This is a genomic window from Salinisphaera hydrothermalis C41B8, from assembly GCF_000732535.1.
Lineage (GTDB): Bacteria > Pseudomonadota > Gammaproteobacteria > Nevskiales > Salinisphaeraceae > Salinisphaera > Salinisphaera hydrothermalis.
Genome location: NZ_APNK01000002.1, coordinates 135339 through 153127 on the forward strand (window position 1 = coordinate 135339; position 17789 = coordinate 153127).

15 protein-coding genes and 1 pseudogene are annotated in these 17789 nt (G+C 62.9%); 8 read left to right on the plus strand and 8 right to left on the minus strand.

Features of this window, described 5'->3' with window-relative positions; translation table 11 throughout:
* Positions 1-213: 213 nt before the first annotated feature.
* Genes mrcB through C41B8_RS02235 form a run of 5 tightly spaced genes read left to right on the plus strand, consistent with a single transcriptional unit; the run spans position 214 to position 6430 of the window.
* Positions 214-2652, plus strand: coding sequence for a penicillin-binding protein 1B (gene mrcB / locus C41B8_RS02215; protein WP_198025008.1), 2439 nt, complete (start codon positions 214-216; stop codon positions 2650-2652).
* A gap of 1 nt (position 2653) precedes the next feature.
* Positions 2654-3253: a tetratricopeptide repeat protein gene (locus C41B8_RS19255; RefSeq protein WP_051882763.1), complete on the plus strand. Its 600-nt coding sequence runs from the start codon at positions 2654-2656 to the stop codon at positions 3251-3253.
* A complete protein-coding gene (locus tag C41B8_RS02225) occupies positions 3250-5178 on the plus strand; it encodes an ATP-dependent DNA helicase (protein WP_037333429.1) in 1929 nt (642 codons plus the stop codon). The genes C41B8_RS19255 and C41B8_RS02225 overlap by 4 nt, the downstream gene beginning before the upstream one ends.
* Positions 5175-5858: a tRNA (adenosine(37)-N6)-threonylcarbamoyltransferase complex dimerization subunit type 1 TsaB gene (tsaB, locus tag C41B8_RS02230; RefSeq protein ID WP_037333432.1), complete on the plus strand. Its 684-nt coding sequence runs from the start codon at positions 5175-5177 to the stop codon at positions 5856-5858. Before C41B8_RS02225 ends, tsaB begins: the two co-directional genes overlap by 4 nt.
* A gap of 47 nt (positions 5859-5905) precedes the next feature.
* Positions 5906-6430 (plus strand): gamma carbonic anhydrase family protein, encoded by a 525-nt coding sequence (locus tag C41B8_RS02235; protein ID WP_037333434.1) that lies wholly within the window; start codon positions 5906-5908, stop codon positions 6428-6430.
* 13 nt (positions 6431-6443) lie between these two features.
* Here C41B8_RS02235 and C41B8_RS02240 read toward each other — a convergent pair whose 3' ends face one another.
* From C41B8_RS02240 to C41B8_RS02250, 3 genes are all read right to left on the minus strand, one after another.
* Complete coding sequence (locus C41B8_RS02240; protein WP_051882766.1) at positions 6444-7223, minus strand: class I SAM-dependent methyltransferase; 780 nt, start codon at positions 7221-7223, stop codon at positions 6444-6446.
* Positions 7220-7540 carry an SCP2 sterol-binding domain-containing protein gene (locus C41B8_RS02245; protein ID WP_037333437.1) on the minus strand — a complete coding sequence of 107 codons (321 nt, stop codon included), beginning with the start codon at positions 7538-7540 and terminating at the stop codon, positions 7220-7222. Before C41B8_RS02245 ends, C41B8_RS02240 begins: the two co-directional genes overlap by 4 nt.
* A gap of 111 nt (positions 7541-7651) precedes the next feature.
* Entirely contained in the window at positions 7652-7912 is a 261-nt protein-coding gene (locus C41B8_RS02250) for a hypothetical protein (RefSeq protein ID WP_037333439.1), read from the minus strand.
* Between the two features lie 338 nt (positions 7913-8250).
* On the opposite strand from C41B8_RS02250, the gene C41B8_RS02255 reads away from it, so the two are divergent.
* The 3 genes from C41B8_RS02255 (at position 8251) to C41B8_RS02265 (ending at position 11233) form a co-directional block, all read left to right on the plus strand.
* A complete protein-coding gene (locus C41B8_RS02255; RefSeq protein WP_037333441.1) occupies positions 8251-8580 on the plus strand; it encodes a hypothetical protein in 330 nt (109 codons plus the stop codon).
* A 16-nt stretch (positions 8581-8596) separates the two neighbouring features.
* Positions 8597-9238, plus strand: coding sequence for a CoA pyrophosphatase (locus tag C41B8_RS02260; RefSeq protein WP_051882768.1), 642 nt, complete (start codon positions 8597-8599; stop codon positions 9236-9238).
* Positions 9239-10084: 846 nt separating this feature from the next.
* A complete protein-coding gene (locus C41B8_RS02265; RefSeq protein ID WP_037333444.1) occupies positions 10085-11233 on the plus strand; it encodes a D-alanyl-D-alanine carboxypeptidase family protein in 1149 nt (382 codons plus the stop codon).
* On the opposite strand, the gene C41B8_RS02270 is transcribed toward C41B8_RS02265, so the two are convergent.
* The 5 genes and pseudogenes from C41B8_RS02270 to C41B8_RS02290 form a co-directional block, all read right to left on the minus strand.
* On the minus strand, positions 11219-12010 hold the full coding sequence (locus tag C41B8_RS02270) for a slipin family protein (protein WP_051882770.1): 792 nt from the start codon (positions 12008-12010) through the stop codon (positions 11219-11221). The genes C41B8_RS02265 and C41B8_RS02270 overlap by 15 nt on opposite strands.
* Positions 12011-12012: 2 nt before the next feature.
* Positions 12013-13479 (minus strand): NfeD family protein, encoded by a 1467-nt coding sequence (locus C41B8_RS02275; protein ID WP_051882772.1) that lies wholly within the window; start codon positions 13477-13479, stop codon positions 12013-12015.
* Between the two features lie 37 nt (positions 13480-13516).
* Positions 13517-14278: a ParA family protein gene (locus C41B8_RS02280; RefSeq protein WP_037333446.1), complete on the minus strand. Its 762-nt coding sequence runs from the start codon at positions 14276-14278 to the stop codon at positions 13517-13519.
* Positions 14279-14329: 51 nt separating this feature from the next.
* A pseudogene (locus tag C41B8_RS02285) lies at positions 14330-14773 on the minus strand (SIR2 family NAD-dependent protein deacylase); the annotation flags it as partial.
* A gap of 45 nt (positions 14774-14818) precedes the next feature.
* Entirely contained in the window at positions 14819-17788 is a 2970-nt protein-coding gene (locus C41B8_RS02290; RefSeq protein WP_037333449.1) for a Tn3 family transposase, read from the minus strand.
* Position 17789 lies beyond the last annotated feature (1 nt).

Below are 17789 nucleotides of genomic sequence, written 5' to 3' on the forward strand. Positions count from 1 at the left end.
CCTCGTTCTTTCCGACATCGATCAGCAGATCGATACGGATTCGCGCCGATGGCGGTCGGTCGTTGGCGGCGCTGGTTCAATCGGGGCCGACCACTTTTGAAGCATCGCGCCCAACCACAGCCTTCGGGTGTTGCAGGTGGCGCTGACGGCTCGAACGCCAACCGGTTCTAGCTTTGGTACTATCTGCGCGGTTCGAACGCGTGGATGGTCCCGTTGGCGAAAAAATCTCGTAAATCCGGTAAGCGCTCCAAACCTCGTCGCGGCCAGCCGCGCGGCTGGTTTCGTCGGCTTCTGCCGTATGTCGCGTTGGTATTCTGTGCGGGCGCGGCCGCACTGGCGCTTTATACGGTGCATCTCGATCATGAGGTGCGTTCCAAGTTCGAGGGGACGCGCTGGAAGCTGCCGGCCAAGGTTTACGCCAGCCCGCTGGAGCTCTACGCCGGCCTGGATCTATCGGAGAAGGATCTAGAGCAGCGCCTGGAGCGCCAGGGTTATCGCGAGGCCGATACGCTCAGCGACCAGGGCACGTTCAAGGCCTCCGGTTCGACGCTGTCGATTCATACTCGCGCGTTCCAGTTCTGGGACGGCACGCAGCCCGACCGCGAAATACAGCTGACCTTTGACGGCAGCGGGGTTGCCTCGTTCAAGTCCATCGACGACAAGGGCAAGCTGGCGCTGATTCGGCTCGACCCATTGTTGATTGGCAGTATCTACCCGACCAACGGCTCGGACCGGATTCTGGTGAAGCTGGGCGATGTCCCGCCCATGCTGCCGGCTGGACTGATTACGGTCGAGGATCGCAGTTTCATGACCAACTGGGGCGTGTCGCCCAAGGCGATCGTCCGCGCAGCCTGGGCGGATCTACGCGCGGGCCACATCGTGCAGGGCGGTTCCACGCTCACGCAGCAGTTGGTGAAGAACTTCTATCTGACCAATCGCCAGACCATCGGCCGCAAACTCAAGGAAGCGCTGATGGCCATCCTGCTGGATGCGCATTTTTCCAAGGACGAGATCCTTCAGGCTTACCTCAACGAGGTGTACCTCGGCCAGGACGGCTCGCGCGCGATCCATGGCTTCGGTCTGGCGAGCTACTTCTATTTCCGCAAGCCGGTACAGGAGCTGCAGCCGAGCGAGATCGCGCTGCTGGTGGGCATGGTCAAGGGCCCGAGCTACTACAACCCGCGCCAGCATCCGAAACGGGCCAAGGCACGGCGCGATCTCGTGCTGGATATGTTCCACAACGCCGGCTTTCTCAAGGACAAGGCCTGGCAGAAAGCCAAAGCGGCGCCGCTTGGCGTGACCAATCGCTCGGCTCACGGCAATACGCAGTATCCGGCGTTCATCGATCTGGTACGCGAGCAGCTGCACGGGCAGTACAACGATTCGGACCTTACCGAAGGCGGCCTACGAATCTTCACAACGCTCGATCCGAGCGTGCAGGCCGCCGCCGAGAAGGAAGTCGACCAGGGACTCAAGCGCGTCGAGAAGGCCCGTGGCATCAAGAAGGACAGCCTCGAATCCGCGGCAGTGGTCACGAGCGTCGAAGGCGGCAATGTGCTCGCGCTGGTCGGCGGGCGTGACCGTGGCTATGCCGGCTTCAACCGGGCGCTGGACGCGCGTCGGCAGGTCGGTTCATTGATGAAGCCGGTCGATTACCTGACCGCGATCAAGAACCCCTCCAAGTTCAACCCCATCACGCCGCTGGACGATTCCCCGCTCGCCGTGAAACTGGCCAACGGCAAGACATGGCGTCCCCATAACTACTCGGAGCATAGCCACGGCACGGATGTGCCGCTGTATTACGCCCTTGAGCACAGCCTGAATCTGGCGAGCTCGCGGCTGGCGCTGTCGGTCGGCATCCCTAATATCATCAAAACGCTGCACGACCTCGGTTATCGCGGCAAACCGATGGCGGTGCCGTCGCTCGCGCTCGGCGCGGTAGGCATGACGCCCCTGGACGTCGCGCAGATCTATAACACGCTGGCGACGGGCGGTTATTACACGCCGCTACGCGCGATTCGTGATGTCACCACACGCAACGGCAAGCCGCTGACCCGTTATCCGCTCAAGATCCACCAAGTGGTCGATCCGGGGCCGGCGTACATCGTTCAATGGCTCATGGAACGCGTGGCCCGCTACGGCACCGGCGCGGGCATGTATCGTGTGCTCGATAACTCGAAGCAGATGGCCGGCAAGACGGGCACGACAAACAATCTGCGCGATGCCTGGTTCGCCGGTTTTGGCGCGAATCGCGTGAGCGTGGTCTGGGTCGGGCGCGACGACGACAAATCCGCGCATCTGACCGGCGCCACTGGCGCCTTGCCGATCTGGTCGCGGATCATGAAAGATATCGATGCGCGCGGCATTGTGAACACGCCGCCCGATAACATCGCGCAGATGCCGTTGAATCTGGTGTTCAACCCGGGGGCGGTGAATCAGGGGCTCGGACCGGACCCGGATGCGATGTACGGTCATGGGCAAAACTGTCCGAATGCGGTAAAAGTACCTTTTATCAAAGGCTATGTGCCGCAGGGGCTGACCCCTTGCGATACCGATATCATGAGCCAGAATGCCCAATACCACCGGCAACAGCAGCAACAAGAGCAGCAGCCGGAAAAACGGAAGGGCAACTGGTTCCAGCGCCTGTTCTGATATGCAACACACAAAATTACTCATCGCGCTCGGCGCTCTGATCCTCGTGGCCGGCTGTGCGACGCAGCCCGGCGGCATGTCGCGGCCGGGCGGCAATAATCCGCCGCCGCAACCGAGCCCGAGCCCGACTCCGAGCCAGACCGGGCAACCGGGGCCGACGACACCTCAGTCGTCGGGTAACGGCGGCGGGCAAACCGCGACAACCGCGCCGCAGCAACCCAAGAAAGCGCCGCCCCGCAGCGCATCAGAGATCAGCAGTCCGGCGGTGATGTCGTTGCTGGGCCGTGCCGATACGCTGGCCAACGCAGGCCATATGGACGCGGCGGCCTCGACCCTGGAACGCGCACTCGACCTCGACCCGCGCAACCCGTTCATCTACCAGCGCTTGGCCGCGGTCCGGCTGGCCGAAGGACAGAACGGGCAGGCCGAGCAGATGGCAATGAAGTCCAACAGCGTGTCGGACAATAATCCGTTCGTGGAATCCGGCAATTGGCAGCTGATCGCGGAAGCGCGCAAGCAGGCGGGCGATAAGATGGGGGCCCAGAAAGCCAGCGCGCAGGCGGTCAACTTCCGCCAGGCCGCGTCGCAATACAACCAATGACGGCGGCGGCCGGAGCCGCGCTGTTCGAGGACGACGCGGCTCTCGCCGCGGCGTTGCCCGGTTATCGCCCACGCGCCGGCCAGGCCGAAATGGCGACGGCTGTGGCGCGCGCGATGGATGCCGGGGGGCGTCTGGTCGTCGAAGCCGGCACGGGAACCGGCAAGACGCTCGCTTATTTGTTGCCGGCGTTGGCCTCGCGGCGCAAGGTGATCGTGTCAACCGCGACCCGTTACCTGCAGACGCAGCTCGCCGAGAAGGACGTGCCGCTGGCTCAGACCGTGTTGGGGCGCAGCGTGCATACGGCGGTGCTCAAGGGCCGCTCCAACTATCTTTGTCTGCATCGGCTGGACCTGGCCGAAACCAGTGGCGATCTGTATCTCGCGCCACGGCTACGCAAAGTGCGCGAATGGGCGGGGCGCACTCGGACGGGCGACATTGGGGAGTTCGGCGACCCAAGCGACGGTGACGCGCTGTGGCCACGAATCACGTCCACGACCGATAACTGCCTGGGTACCGATTGCCCGCTCTACGATCAGTGTTGGGTGCTGCATGCGCGTCGCGAGGCGCAGGCGGCCGATCTGGTCATCGCCAATCATTATTTGTTATTCGCCGATATGACCGTGCGTGAAGCCGGGTTCGGCGAAGTCCTGCCCGGCGCTGATGCCATCGTACTCGACGAGGCGCACAAGCTGCCCGATATTGCCGGTCGTTTCTTCGGCCAGGCCGTATCCTCGCGCCAACTGCGCGATCTGGTGCGCGACGGCCGCGCCGAGATCGAGGCGTTGGGCGGCGACATGCCGGATCTCGCCGATTCTTTCAACACGCTCGGCGAGTGTGAGGGCGGATTCACCGAAGCGCTCGGGCAGGGCGCCCTGACGGAAGGCTGGCGCGAGATCGCGAGCCCCGAGCGCGTGGCGGCCCGAGACGCGCTGCTCGAGGCCATCCACACGCTCGAAAGCACGCTGGAGCCGGCCACCGAGCGTAGCGAAGGCTTGAAGTCGATCGCGCGCCGCGCCGAAGATCTGCGTACGCGGTTGGCGACGGTAGTTGCCGAGGACGGCGAGCGCGTAAGCTGGATCGAGCGACGCGGTTCCAGCTGGATCTGGCACAGCACACCGCTGGATGTGGCCACGCCGTTCGCTCGTGCGGTGGAGTCCACGCCCAGTGCCTGGATTTTCACGTCCGCGACCCTCTCGGTGAAAGACGAACTGGGTTATTTCTGTAGCCGACTCGGTCTGGCGGATGTCGAAACTCGTATCCTGCCGAGCCCGTTCGATTACGAACAGAACGCGCTGCTGTACTCGCCGCAGCGTATGCCGGCGCCGTCCGCGCCGAACTTTGACGACGCCGCGGTCGAGGAAATCGTCGCGCTGATCAACGCCGCCGAAGGTGGGGCATTCGTGCTCTGTACGAGCTATCGCGCCGTACGGCGCTACGGGGAGGCATTGGTCAACGCCGGCTTCGATCCGCTGGTCCAGGGGCAGGCGCCCCGCGCCAGCCTGTTGGCCGATTTCCGCGCCGATTCGAACGCTATTCTGGTGGCGACCAGCAGTTTCTGGGAAGGCGTAGACGTGCGCGGCCATGGGTTGCGGCTGGTGATCATCGATAAATTGCCGTTCGCCTCGCCGGCGGACCCGGTGCTCGCGGCGCGCTTCGAGGCGATGAAGGCAGAAGGCCAGAACCCATTCATGGATTATCAACTGCCACAGGCGGTGATCATGCTCAAGCAGGGCGTCGGCCGGCTGATCCGCGACGCCGAGGATCGCGGCGTGCTTGCCATCTGCGACCCGCGCCTGTTTACCGCGCGCTATGGCTCGGTGATCCGGGCCAGCCTGCCGCCGATGGCGATCACGCGAAATCGCAGCGCGGCCTGTGCGTTCGTCGACGAACTGGCGCCCTCGACGATCGAAACGTCACGCTCATGAAAATACTCGCATTGGATGCCTCCACCGAGGCACTCTCCGTCGCGCTGTTCGATAGCGATGCCCCCGATCGGGCACGCGAGGTCTTCGAAATCGCGCCGCGCGCGCACGCGACGCGCCTGCTGCCTGCCGCGCAGCAACTGCTCGACGACGCGCGGCTGGGGCTCGCCGATCTGGACGGTATCGCGTTCGCACGCGGCCCGGGGGCGTTTACCGGACTGCGTATCGCGGCCGGCCTGGTCCAGGGCTTGGCCGGCGGCGCGAACTTGCCGGTGGTCGGGATTTCGACCCTGGCGGCGATCGCCGCGCGGGCGTTCGATCACGACTCGACGGCCGACCGTGTCCAAGTCGTGCAGGATGCGCGCATGGGCGAGATCTACACCGCGACGTACGAGCGCGGTGGGCTGCCCGAGCCCATGGCCGCCGAACGGGTGATGGCGCCGGCCGATCTGATGGTTGAGACGACGAACAAGGTCTGTCGCGCGGGTAACGGCTGGTCTCTGGTCGTCGAGGTGCAGGGGCTTGATGCATCACCGATCGGCGTCGATGCGCCGCATGCGATCGACGTCGCTCGTCTGGCGTGGCCGCTGTTCGCCGACGGACGAACGCTCGTGGCGAGCGAGGCGCTGCCGGTGTACGTGCGAGACGATGTGGCCCGCAAACCGGGTGGACGAAAGAGCTGACGTCGGCGTGTATCGCAATACGGCATCACAAAACGGAGGAGAAGTGCATGCGCTATCGATTGGGTGACATCGCTCCGAAAGTACCCGCGAGCGGCGATTATTTCGTCGCCGACAACGCGACCGTGATCGGGCGCGTACAGTTGGCCGAACGTTCGAGTATCTGGTTCAACGCCGTGCTGCGCGGCGATCAGGAGCTGATCTCGATCGGCGAGGGCAGCAATATTCAAGAAGCCTGCGTACTGCATACCGATCCGGGATTTCCGCTCACCGTCGGCGCCCACGTCACCGTTGGCCATCAGGCGATGCTGCACGGCTGCACCATCGGCGATAACAGCCTCGTGGGCATCCAGGCCGTGGTACTTAATGGCGCCACGATCGGCCGGAACTGCCTGATCGGTGCGGGCGCGCTCATTCCCGAAGGCAAGACGATTCCGGACAACAGCCTCGTGGTTGGCGCACCGGGCCGCGTCAAGCGCGAGCTCGGGCCCGAGGAAATTGAAGCGCTTGGACACGGCGCCGCGCACTACGTCGAAAACTATCGGCGTTTTCTGGCCGAGTTGCAGCCGATCTGAACGACAGGCGCGTTCAGGCGCGCGGCGTCAAATAGATATCGAAGCGGATGGCCCGCCCCCGTATCTGCAGGTCGGGCGGCGCCATCGGTTCGGCGCGGGCATGTTGTTTGACCACCACACGGCGGCGTGCGTGGGCGCGGGCGATTTCGAGCAAGGCCGGGGCATCTTCGTCGGTTCCCGCAAGTTCAGCAAGCCAGGCGAGCGCTTTCTGTGGTGCCGACTTGCGCCGCGGGCTGGCGAACATCGGATCGATATAAATGGCGTCGAACGCCTTCTGACCGGCGTCGGCCGATAACCAATCTGCGGCGTCCGCGTGTACCGGCCACTGCCAATGCGACCACCAGACGGGGCGCTGCTCGGGCGTGGCATGAATGCGCTGCGTGGCATCCTCGATGAGCGCGTACAGCGCCGGCTGGCGCTCGATCGCGGTCACGTCGCAGCCAAGGCTGGCAAGCGTGGCCGCGTCGCGGGCGAGCCCAGCAGTGGTATCCAGAACGCGCATCGGCGCGTGTCGATGAAGGCCGAACGCACGGGCCAAGGGCGAGCGTCGGCCGCCGGCCTGACGATCCGCGAGTTCTGTTGTATCGGCCAGGGCGCAGCGTAGACCCGTGCCTGCCGGGTCGGCCGCGTGGCGTAGCACCAGCCCGTCATCGTCGCGTTCGATGTAAAAGCCCAGCGCCGGCACGTCGTTAATCGGCGTCAGGCCGAGAGTGGCCGCATGTTGACGATCCCGGGCCGACTCGACGCGGTCTGCGCCCAGCCGCCATGCCACCGCAGCGGCGGCTTCGGTCATCGCAGGCGTGAGGTGTCGAAGACCTGCTGGAGCTTCTGTGCCAGCATATAGTTGCCTTCGACCTTGAGCCGGCCAGTAAGAAATGCCGTCAGACCGCGCATGCGACCGGTCATGAGCTTGATCAGATGCTCGTCCCGGACTTTGAGCGTGACGTCAGGATTGGGCGCAAGCCCTTCATGGGCGTTGCACTGGCCGTTTTCGATCGTGATATAGACCGGATTACGGATCAAATACTGGGCTGTCATGGACAGGTCGCCGGCTGCCTCGGGCTTGAAACATAGAGGCAGTCGGGTCAAAAGCTCGCGGGCGTCTTGCATCGGGCCGTGGGCTGGCTCGTCAGGTCAGCCCGCTATGATGCGTGAGGGCGCCGCTTTTTGCCAACGATGGCCGTGCGTGCATGCCGGTCATGCCAAGCGCGCTATCCGGGTTTAGCCGTCGAGATAATCGACCACCGCCAGATAACCCGCTTCGGTCAACAGGATGGCATTGACCGTGGTGGCATAGATGCGACCGGCTTCACGCAGCTTTTCGATTTCGTCGGCATCCTCGGAAGCGCTCAGGTAGTAGAAATCACGGCCCTCGTCAAAACTATCCTTGAGTTGCTTGAATGCGAGAAACGCAGCGCCCTTCGTACTGCCTCGCTCCTGGTCTATTTCCTTGAGACTCCAGGTTTTTTCCGATTTGGCCATAAGCTTGATGGTCCTCGTAGAGTGGCGGCAAAGCTAGCAGCGGGCCGGGGTGGGGTCAACGTGTATCGCAGGTTCTCATAACGCGCGTCTCGGCACGACGATTGCTTCATGTTGCGCTCGGTACAGCGTCGGGATTCGCAACCGACCTTGATTTACGATCCGGTTCGGCTTGGCGATGCGGCAACTTGCGCGATAATAGCCGGGCGGTACGACATTGCGTTTCATTGACGCTGGCGCGCGCGATTTCGCGGCCTGACAATGGCGATGCGTACTGACATGGTTTACCGAGACAGCCGATGGGGCGGTGCTCGGTCCGCGATAACAGGAGATGAGGCGGAATGAAAATTAGTGAGCTGGTCTCGCAGTGGCAATCGAGTGCGGGCGAGCCGCGTACGGACCAAAGTTACGCGGTACAGTTGCCGATCTATGACGCAGCCAAGATCGAAGCGCTGGCGGAGATGTTCCCGGGCCTCACGCGTGAGCGAATCATTACCGATCTGTTGGCCTGTGCGCTCGATGAACTCGCCAGTTCGTTTTCTTATCAGCCGGGCGAAGAAGTCGCCGGCTACGATGACCTGGGCGATCCGATGTATGCCGATACCGGGCTGACGCCGCGCTTCCAGGAGCTCACCAAGGGGTATGCCAACAAGCTTAAATCGGGCGACTGACGCCGCCGCGGTGCATATGTGGCGACAACGGATTGAAGCGGCGCTGGCACCCGATGTGCCGGTTGCCGACGATCTGCCGGCGTCGGACGCCCGGCGCGCGAGGCATGCCACGCGGCCGGCGGCGGTGTTGATCGGAATCGAAGCGACCGCTACGCCACGCATCCTGTTCACCGAACGCAGCCATGCGCTGCGTCATCATCCCGGCCAGATCAGCTTTCCGGGCGGTCGTCTCGACGCGGGCGATGCCGGGCCGGCTGATGCCGCGCTTCGTGAATGCCACGAAGAAATCGGCCTTGCACGCACCGCCGTCGAATTGATGGGCCGTTTGCCGACTTACCGCACGGTCACCGGATTCGAGATCAGCCCGTTCGTGGGATGGGTAGAGCCCGGTCAGCCGCTCGAGCCCGATGGTGTCGAGGTCGCGCGTATTTTTCGCGTGCCGATGGCCTATGCGATGGACGCCACGCATTATCGAAGCGAGGTGCTGCAGCGGAACGGGATCGATTACCGCATCTATTCGATCGATTTCGAAGGCGACCATATCTGGGGCGCCACGGCCGCCATGTTGATGGGCCTGGCTCAACGGGTCGCGGCTGTCGAGGGCCAGCCATTTGCAGTGCCGGCGACCGCCGCACCTACGAGGCATGCCTTGGACTAGGGTCTGTTGAGGTTTCGTGCGAGCGCCGCGTTGGCGTCCGCAAATCGTGTCCGGCAAGGCGCGAGTCGCCGCGTCGTGGCGTGCCACGCCCCAGACTCGCAACGCCGCCGGGCGCCCCTGGTTAATTTTTTATGGGCGGCCCAACCCGAAGGGACAAGCGCCCTTAAATTAACGACACGACGGCAATACAGCGTTATAGCTCTCTCGCGTAGAACCACTACGCCACGTTCGCTACGCCTCGTCTTGCCGCAAAACAGCGCTTGGCGCGGACTCGCACGAAACCTCAACAGACCCTATGGCGTGTCGTCACGAGAGACGCCACCGCATGAGGCCCGCCCGTCGTGTCAGGCAAGGCGTATGCCGCCGAGCGTGGCGGGCCCTACGGTCAAGGTATGCAACGCCGCCTGGCCGGTTCGTACTGTCGATTCGTTCGGGGGCGCGACTGCCGGCCTGATAGCTTATTGCGGGCCCGTCGGGGCGGGCTTATCGAACCCGATACGCCAGCTGAACCGGCGGCCGCGTCACCGTAAACGCTCACTCGCTGCCGTCGAGTCAGCGCAGCGATTCGGCGCGCTGCGAGAGCCTGAGTTCGGTTCTGGCCCAAGGGCGTCAGGTGAGGGCAGGTGTATGTCAATAGATCGCAATCTGGACCATCAATGAATCGAGTGGCATGTGTTGCGTTGCTGCGACCGACGGCGCCGCCGGCGCGCATCGTCTGTTGCATGTCTGCGCCGAATACGGTCCCGATCACTGAGCCGGCCACGACGCCTGTTACGCCGTGGTGGCTGGAACAGTGATGTGCCGCACATCTTCGACAAGCGGGCTCGGTGAAAGGAGCAACCCCTCATGAAGGCATGGCTCACATGTCTGACTCTGGCAATCTCGTGGACGATGGTGCCACTCGCACGGGCCGATGCGCCGCGGGTACCGGCACCGCGAGCGTTGGGCGCGCCGAGTTATATTCTGACCACTTATCGGTCCGGCCAGACGTTGGTCGCAAAACATCCAGACGAGGAAATCGCGCCGGCCAGCTTCGCCAAACTGATGGTCAGCTATATCGTGTTCGATGCAATGCGCCACGGTCGGCTGTCGCCGCAGACCGAGTTAACCGTCAGCAAGAAAGCGTGGCGTACGAGCGGCTCACGGATGTTTCTCAAAGTCGGCGACAAGGTCTCGGTGAATCAGCTGTTGCATGGCCTGATCACCATGGCGGGCAACGACGCGGCCGTGGAGCTCGCGCAGTCTATCGCCGGTACGACGAGCACCTTCGTCATTTACATGAACCGCTACGCCGCTCGGCTCGATCTTGGGCATACCCATTTCGTCAACGTGACCGGTTTGCCGGCGTCGGGGCAATATGTGAGCGCTGCGGACATGGCACGGCTTTACGCCGCGCTGGTGCACCGGTTCCCGCGCTACTACCGCCGGTATTTCAATCAGCGGGTCTTCACATACGACGGCATCAAACAATACAACCGGAATTCTCTGCTCTGGTCCGACCCGCGGGTCGACGGTGGAGTGACCGGGTACGAGAAGTCCGCCGGGTATCATCTGGCCGCCTCGGCGAGCGCCGACGGCATGCGGGTCATCGCAGTCGTGCTCGGCGCACGCTCGGCGCTCGCGCGCAAGCATGAATGCGACGCCTTGATCAACTACGCATTTCGCTACTATCGAAGTGGCACGGTCTGGCCCGCCGACCGGCCGATCAAGAGCCTGCGCATCTGGGACGGCGCCGACGATCGCCTGCCGGTGATCGCACGGGGCGCCATCAACGTGGCTTACCCGCGCGGCCAACGCAACGCGCTGGTCTATCAGGCACGTTTGCCCGCGCGCATGATGGCGCCCGTGCACAAGGGCGCCAGGCTGGGCCAACTGCGCATTCTCTACAACGACCGGCTGCTGCGAGAAGTCCCGATTTATGCCGGCGCCACGGTCAAACGCGGCAGTTTCTTCAGCCGCGCCTACGACAACGTCGAGTTATTACTGGGCGCCTGAGCCGGCATCTCGGTTGCCATCGTCGGTACGTCGGGCGCTCTTGAGCAGCGGCTCGATTAGATCCATGGGCAGCGGGAACACGATGGTCGCGTTCTCGTTGTTGCCCATGTCCAGCAGCGTCTGTAGATAACGCAGCTGCATGGCCTGCGGCTCGTGCGACAGCTCGCGCGCGGCCGCCCGCAGATTCTCTGCGGCCTGAAGCTCGCCTTCGGCATTGATGATCTTGGCGCGCCGCGAGCGTTCGGCCTCGGCCTGGCGGGCGATCGCTCGAGTCATGCTTTCGTCGAGTTCGACCTGTTTGATTTCGACATTGGCGACCTTGACGCCCCAGGCGTCGGTCTGACGGTCCAGGATTTCCTGTATATGTGCGTTGAGTTTCTCGCGTTCGGCGAGCATGTCGTCGAGCTCGTGCTGGCCGAGCACGCTACGCAGCGTGGTCTGCGACAGCTGGCTGATGGCGGCATAGAAATTCTCGACCTCGACGATCGCCTTGTTGGCCTCGATCACGCGGAAATACACCACTGCGTTGACCTGTACCGAGACGTTGTCGCGCGAGATGACTTCCTGGGCCGGCACGTCCATGACGGTCACACGCATGTCGACCTTGATCATCTTCTGGATAACCGGAATGACCAGGAAAATGCCCGGACCTTTCACGCCGGTCATGCGGCCGAGCGTGAACATCACGCCCCGCTCGTATTCCGGCAGGATCTTGATCGAGGCGAAGACGAAGATCGCCAATAGCACGATCACGGCGATCACGACGTTGATGAACATGATTACGATCCTTCCGGCCGTCGGCCGGCGTTGTTCGGAGGGTCGGGCGTGGTCGTAGCCGTGCGTGGACGGACGAACACGGTCAGTCCTTCAACGCCGGTCACGATGAGCGTCTGATTGCGTACCACCGGCGTTTCGCTGACGGCCTGCCAGGATTCGCCGTGCAGCCAGACACGGCCTTCGCGATCGAAATCGTCGAGTGCCGTGCAGTCGCGGCCGACCAGGCCTTCGTAGCCGGTTTCAATATGCGCGCGACGCGAGCGGGCAAACAGCGCGACCATCAGCGCCAGGATCAGTGCGGCGGCGATGGCTATGCCGATGATGACGCCCATAGAGACATCGTACCCCGGCGTGCTGCTGTCCATGAGCATGATCGAGCCGAATACGATGGCGACGATGCCGCCGAGGCCCAGCGCGCCGAAGCTCGGCACGAACGCTTCCGCCACGAACAGCAGCACGCCGAGCACGATCAGCGCGGCGCCACTGTAACTGACCGGCATGACATGAAAGGCGAACAGGGCGGCGATCAGACTGATGCCGCCGACCGTGCCGGGCAGGGTGGCGCCGGGCGCCAGGGCTTCGGCGGCCAGACCGACGATGCCGATCATGAACAACAGATAAGCGACGGTCGGATCGGTGATGATCGCCAGCAGCGAAGTCCGCCAGCCGGGCGTTCGCGTTTCGATCGCCAGACCGGCGGTGTGCAGCGTCACAGCCCCGGCGGCCGTATCGACCTTCTTGCCGTCGACCGCCTTGAGCAGCGCTTGTTCGTTGTCGGCGATGAGGTTTATGACGTGTTTCTTTTCGGCCTGCTCCGCGCTCAGGCTCGCGGCCTGGCGTACAGCCTGCTCCGCCCAGTCGGCATTACGCCCGCGGCGCTCGGCCAGGCTGCGGATGTAGGCGACCGCGTCGTTGACCTGCTTGCGCCGCTCGGTGGCGCCATTGGACAGGTCGGGCGTCGGATTCTTGTTCGACTTGTCGTTCTTCGGGTTCTGATTCTGACCGTCGCCGGAGGCCGACGGGTCGGGCGGCCCGGCATCATCCGAGCCGCCGAGTTCGATCGGGGTGGCAGCGCCCAGATTGGTGGCCGGCGCCATGGCGGCGATATTCGTTGCATACAGAATATAGGTCCCTGCGCTCGCCGCGCGGGCGCCCGAGGGCGCGACATAACCAATGACTGGCACGGGCGAGGCCAGGATCGCCTTGACGATATCGCGCATGGACGCCGACAGCCCGCCGGGCGTATCCAGCCGCAGGATGATGACCGGCACGTGATCGGCGTCCGCTTGCTTGATCTCGTCGACCACGTAATTGCCGATCGCCGGCCCAATGGCGACGTCGATTGATATTTCGCGCGCCGCCTTATCGTTGCTCGACGCCAGCGCGACACTCAAGGCCGTCAGCGTGGCCGCCAGGGCGATGAGCCCGATCGCTGCGCGTCGTATTCGTTGTCGTGATCGAACGTTCATATCCTAAACAACGCAGGTGCGCTCGATCCCGATGCGTTCAGAGCTTGTCGTATAACGCGACGAGCTGCTGGGTGACCTTATGGCCGGGCGCATAGTGGATCAACGGAATCGAGGCATCGTGCGACTCGCGCACCTTGACCGAACTGGTGACGTGGGCATCGATGATCGGATGGCCTTCCTCGGTCAGTTCGGCCAGCATGCGCTGCGGCAGTTTGGCGCGCGGCTGGAACTGATTGACCACGATGCCGTCGACCGCCAGCGCTGGGTTGTGGTCCTCCTGGATCTCGTGGATGTTGTCGAACAGCGCATAGAGCGCCTGGCGCGCAAAATCGTCGCAGTCGAAGGGCACGAGCACGCGATCGGCCGCGATCAGCGCCGACTGGGAATAGAAATTCAGCGCCGGCGGCGTGTCGATGAAGATCTCGTCATAGTCGTCGAGCTTTTCCAGCCCCTGACGCAGCTTGTAGATCTTGTGCTTGGCCTCGAGCTTGACCCGGATCGACTCCAGATCGGGATGGGCGGCGATGATCGAGAGATTGTCGAACGGTGTCTCGGTGACATAGTCGGCCAGGTCGTCGCCGCGCCGGCCGCGCTCCAGCGTGGCCTCGAAGAAATCGGCGCTGCCGCACTCCGCCTGGCGGCCGTCCGAGGACAACAGGTACTGACTGGCATTGCACTGGGCATCCAGATCGATCACCAGCGTTCGCTTGCCGCGGTCGGCGGCGATCGCCGCAAGATTGGCAAGCACCGTGGTCTTGCCGACCCCGCCTTTCTGATTGAATACGACCCGAGTCGTCATGCGCGCTCCCGGCCCATGGCCGCGCCGAAAATGATCGTGATGCGATCGACTTTATCCGTTCGCCGAAATCGCGTCGAGCGATGTCAGCATGGCCGGCAGGGCCTCGCTGGCGGCCGATGCGATACGGATATCGACAGCATCCGATACCGGCGTGATGTCCGGATTGATCTCGATCACGGGCCGCGACGAATCGACCGCGGCGTCGACCAGGGCGGCGGCCGGGTAGACCCGATTGGAGGTGCCGACCACGATCACGGCGGCCGCCCGTTCCAGGGCATTCTGGGCCGTCTCGAGCGCATCGCCCGGCAGCATTTCACCGAACCAGACCACGTCGGGGCGGGCCATAGCGCCGCAGCTACGGCAATAAACCGGGCCGTCGTCGACCGGCTCGGCCACATCACGTGTTTCGCTCGCGCCGCAGCGGGTGCAGCGATCGCGCCAGATATTGCCGTGCAATTCCGCGATATCGGTACTGCCGGCCGCGGCATGCAGTCCGTCGACGTTCTGGGGGTCAACTCACGAAACGGAAAAAATCGTACGCTAAGCCTCGCGAGGCGTCCGAAGCGGTCGGAATCTGCCACGCTCGACCCGTTTATCCTGCTGCCAGATATAGTCTCCGGTCAGATTGATGTGCTCCCAGCCCAACGGTGACAGGTGCGACAGCAGCGTGTCGTCGATTTCTTGCCCGGATTCGCGCAGTGCTTCAACGGCTCGCTCTATATAGACCGTGTTCCAGAGAATGATGGCGCTCACCACGAGATTGAGTCCGCTGGCGCGGTAGCGCTGGTTTTCGTAGCTGCGATCGCGAATTTCACCCAGGCGATTCAAGAAGACGGCGCGGGCCAATGCGTTCTTGGCCTCGCCCTTATTCAAACCCACCTGCACGCGACGGCGCAGCTCGACGTTTTGCATCCAGTCGAGTGCGAACAAGGTGCGCTCGATGCGGCCCAGCTCGCGCAATGCCACAGCTAGCCCGTTCTGGCGCGGATAGCTGCCGAGTTTTCGGAGCATCAAAGATGCCGTTACCGTGCCTTGCTTTATCGACGCGGCCAGGCGCAGGATCTCGTCCCAATGTGTTCGGATGTGTTTGACGTTAACGCGTCCGCCGATCATGCCCGCGAGCGTTGGATATTGCTTGGCGTCGCCGTGAATATACAGCCGCCGGTCGGCCAGATCGCGAATACGCGGCGCGAAGCGATATCCAAGCAACTGCATCAACGCAAACACATGGTCGGTAAAGCCGGCCGTGTCCGTATAGTGCTCTTCGATTCGCAGGTCCGACTCGTGATACAGCAGGCCGTCCAATACATGGGTGGCATCCCGCACCGTGGCATTGATGACCTTGGTATGGAACGGCGCGTACTGATCGGAGATATGCGTGTAGAACTGCACGCCCGGCTCCTGGCCATACTTCAGGTTCACATGACCAGCAAACTGACCTCGGCCACCGGCTTTGAAATTCTGGCCGTCCGAGGATGACGTGGTGCCTTCGCCCCAGTAGACCGCGAACGGCTGGCGGAACTGGGCGTTGACCAGCTCGGCCAGCCCCGCTGAATAGGTCTCATCGCGGATGTGCCAGGCCTGGAGCCAAGTCAACTTGGCGTAGGTGGTGCCGGGACAAGATTCAGCCATCTTGGACAGGCCCAGGTTGATCGCATCGGCCAGAATCGTGGTGAGTAGTAGTTGCCGATCGCTCGCGATCGCGGTGCTTTTGAGATGCTTAAAGTGCTGCGTAAAGCCGGTCCAGTCATCGACTTCCAGCAGGAGTTCGGTGATCTTGAGGCGTGGCAACCGGCTATAGACCTGCTGCATCAACGCATCGACACTGTCGGGTACGGCGTTATCCAGCGGCGTGATTTTGAGGCGACCGGCGGACGTAATACCCGCCTCCGGTAACGCATCGGCGGCCGCCAGGCGTTCAACGGTGGCAAGCTCGTGCTCCAAAAGCGCCAACCGCGATTCCAGATAAATATCGCAATCGGTTTCAACAGCCAACCCGAGATTCTGGTGCGCACGCTGATCGGCGAAGCGTGTCGGCGGCAGTAGATAGTCCTCAAAGTCCTTGAATTGGCGCGAGTCCTGAACCCAGATATCGCCCGAGCGTAAAGCGTTCTTGAGCTCGGATAATACGCACAACTCATAGAAGCGACGATCGATCCCACCCGTTGTAAACACCAGGCTTTCCCAGCGCTTGCGTACGAAGCGGGTCGGCGCGACGTCCGGCACTTTCCGTGCTTGGCGCTGGTTCATGTCTTTCAACAATTCGATACCGGCGAGTAGATTACGCGCCGCCGGCGCGGCCTTCATATCCAGTGCTTCCAATAACGCCGGCGTATAGCGTCGGAGGGAATTGAAGCCGCTACCGATCAAGGCGAGGTAGTCGAAATCTTCCGACTGCGCCAGTTTCTCCGCTTCGGCGATGCTGTCGCTGAACGCCTGCCATGGCATGATCGCCTCAATCGCGGCGAATGGGTCACTGCCGGCCTGTTTGGCATCGAGCAGAGCGCGCCCAACACGCGAGTACAGACGCACCTTATTATTGATGTCTTTGCCGGAGCGCTGGAATTGTTCCGCGTGCTTGCGCTTGGCCTTGTTAAACAGCGATCCTATGAAACGATCGTGCAGATCGATGATCTCGTCGATCAGCGTGGCGCGGGTGTCGAGGATGATCGCCACCAGCGTCGCATAGCGACGGGTCGGTTCCAGATCGCGCAAGTGCTGTGCGGTCATCTGCCCGCCTTCGCGGGCCAGTTTCAACAGACGGTTCTGGTGGATGGCGTGTTCCAGCCCGGCCGGGATGTCGAGATCGCGTACGGTCTGCAATCGTTCGAGGTGGATCAGAATATGTTTGGGTCTCGGCGGGCCAGGCGACTGGCGCAGCCAAACCAGGACACTGCTCGACCTCTCCTTGCGAATCGCCAGAAGCTGCTCAAAGGCGCGGCGATGGTGATCCGTTAATGATTCGGTCAGCGCCTCATACACGAGCCGGGTACCGCGCGTGAGCGCTTCGCTGCACACGCGCTCAAGGACATCGAGCGGCGGCAGGATGATGCGTTGTTGTCGTAGCATCTCGACCAGCGCTTCAGCCAGAACGATGCCTCGGTCTGTTTGTTGAGCGAGATCAGCGATCGGATCAATGAGACGCCGATAATCGACGAGGCTGAACGGCGACAGGTTCAACCACGCCCGCAATTCCGCCAAGTGCTCACGTCGTGTTTCAGGCCGCTGGGCATACTGCGACCAAATGTCGGGCTCGATATCCAACTGTTGGCCGATAAGGGTCAGCAAAGACGCAGGCGGTGCGGCATCGGTCGGCAGCGCGATGCCGGGATAGCGCAGGTAACACAATTGCACCGCGAAACCGAAACGATTGTGTTGGCCACGCCGCTGTCGGATCACCGACAGGTCGGGCTCGGAGAACGCGTAGTGTCGGATGAGTTCGTCGTCCGTCGCCGGGAAGGCGAGTAGGCTGGCGCGTTCGGCGGCAGTCAATAGGCGGCGACGGGGCATC

Bases quoted from the DNA above. Each gene is read 5' to 3' on its own strand.
- C41B8_RS19255 (WP_051882763.1), top strand. From the start codon at position 2,654: ATGCAACACACAAAATTACTCATCGCGCTCGGCGCTCTGATCCTCGTG.
- C41B8_RS02225 (WP_037333429.1), top strand. From the start codon at position 3,250: ATGACGGCGGCGGCCGGAGCCGCGCTGTTCGAGGACGACGCGGCTCTC.
- tsaB (WP_037333432.1), top strand. From the start codon at position 5,175: ATGAAAATACTCGCATTGGATGCCTCCACCGAGGCACTCTCCGTCGCG.
- C41B8_RS02235 (WP_037333434.1), top strand. From the start codon at position 5,906: ATGCGCTATCGATTGGGTGACATCGCTCCGAAAGTACCCGCGAGCGGC.
- C41B8_RS02240 (WP_051882766.1), bottom strand. From the start codon at position 7,223: ATGACCGAAGCCGCCGCTGCGGTGGCATGGCGGCTGGGCGCAGACCGC.
- C41B8_RS02245 (WP_037333437.1), bottom strand. From the start codon at position 7,540: ATGCAAGACGCCCGCGAGCTTTTGACCCGACTGCCTCTATGTTTCAAG.
- C41B8_RS02250 (WP_037333439.1), bottom strand. From the start codon at position 7,912: ATGGCCAAATCGGAAAAAACCTGGAGTCTCAAGGAAATAGACCAGGAG.
- C41B8_RS02255 (WP_037333441.1), top strand. From the start codon at position 8,251: ATGAAAATTAGTGAGCTGGTCTCGCAGTGGCAATCGAGTGCGGGCGAG.
- C41B8_RS02260 (WP_051882768.1), top strand. From the start codon at position 8,597: ATGTGGCGACAACGGATTGAAGCGGCGCTGGCACCCGATGTGCCGGTT.
- C41B8_RS02265 (WP_037333444.1), top strand. From the start codon at position 10,085: ATGAAGGCATGGCTCACATGTCTGACTCTGGCAATCTCGTGGACGATG.
- C41B8_RS02270 (WP_051882770.1), bottom strand. From the start codon at position 12,010: ATGTTCATCAACGTCGTGATCGCCGTGATCGTGCTATTGGCGATCTTC.
- C41B8_RS02275 (WP_051882772.1), bottom strand. From the start codon at position 13,479: ATGAACGTTCGATCACGACAACGAATACGACGCGCAGCGATCGGGCTC.
- C41B8_RS02280 (WP_037333446.1), bottom strand. From the start codon at position 14,278: ATGACGACTCGGGTCGTATTCAATCAGAAAGGCGGGGTCGGCAAGACC.
- C41B8_RS02290 (WP_037333449.1), bottom strand. From the start codon at position 17,788: ATGCCCCGTCGCCGCCTATTGACTGCCGCCGAACGCGCCAGCCTACTC.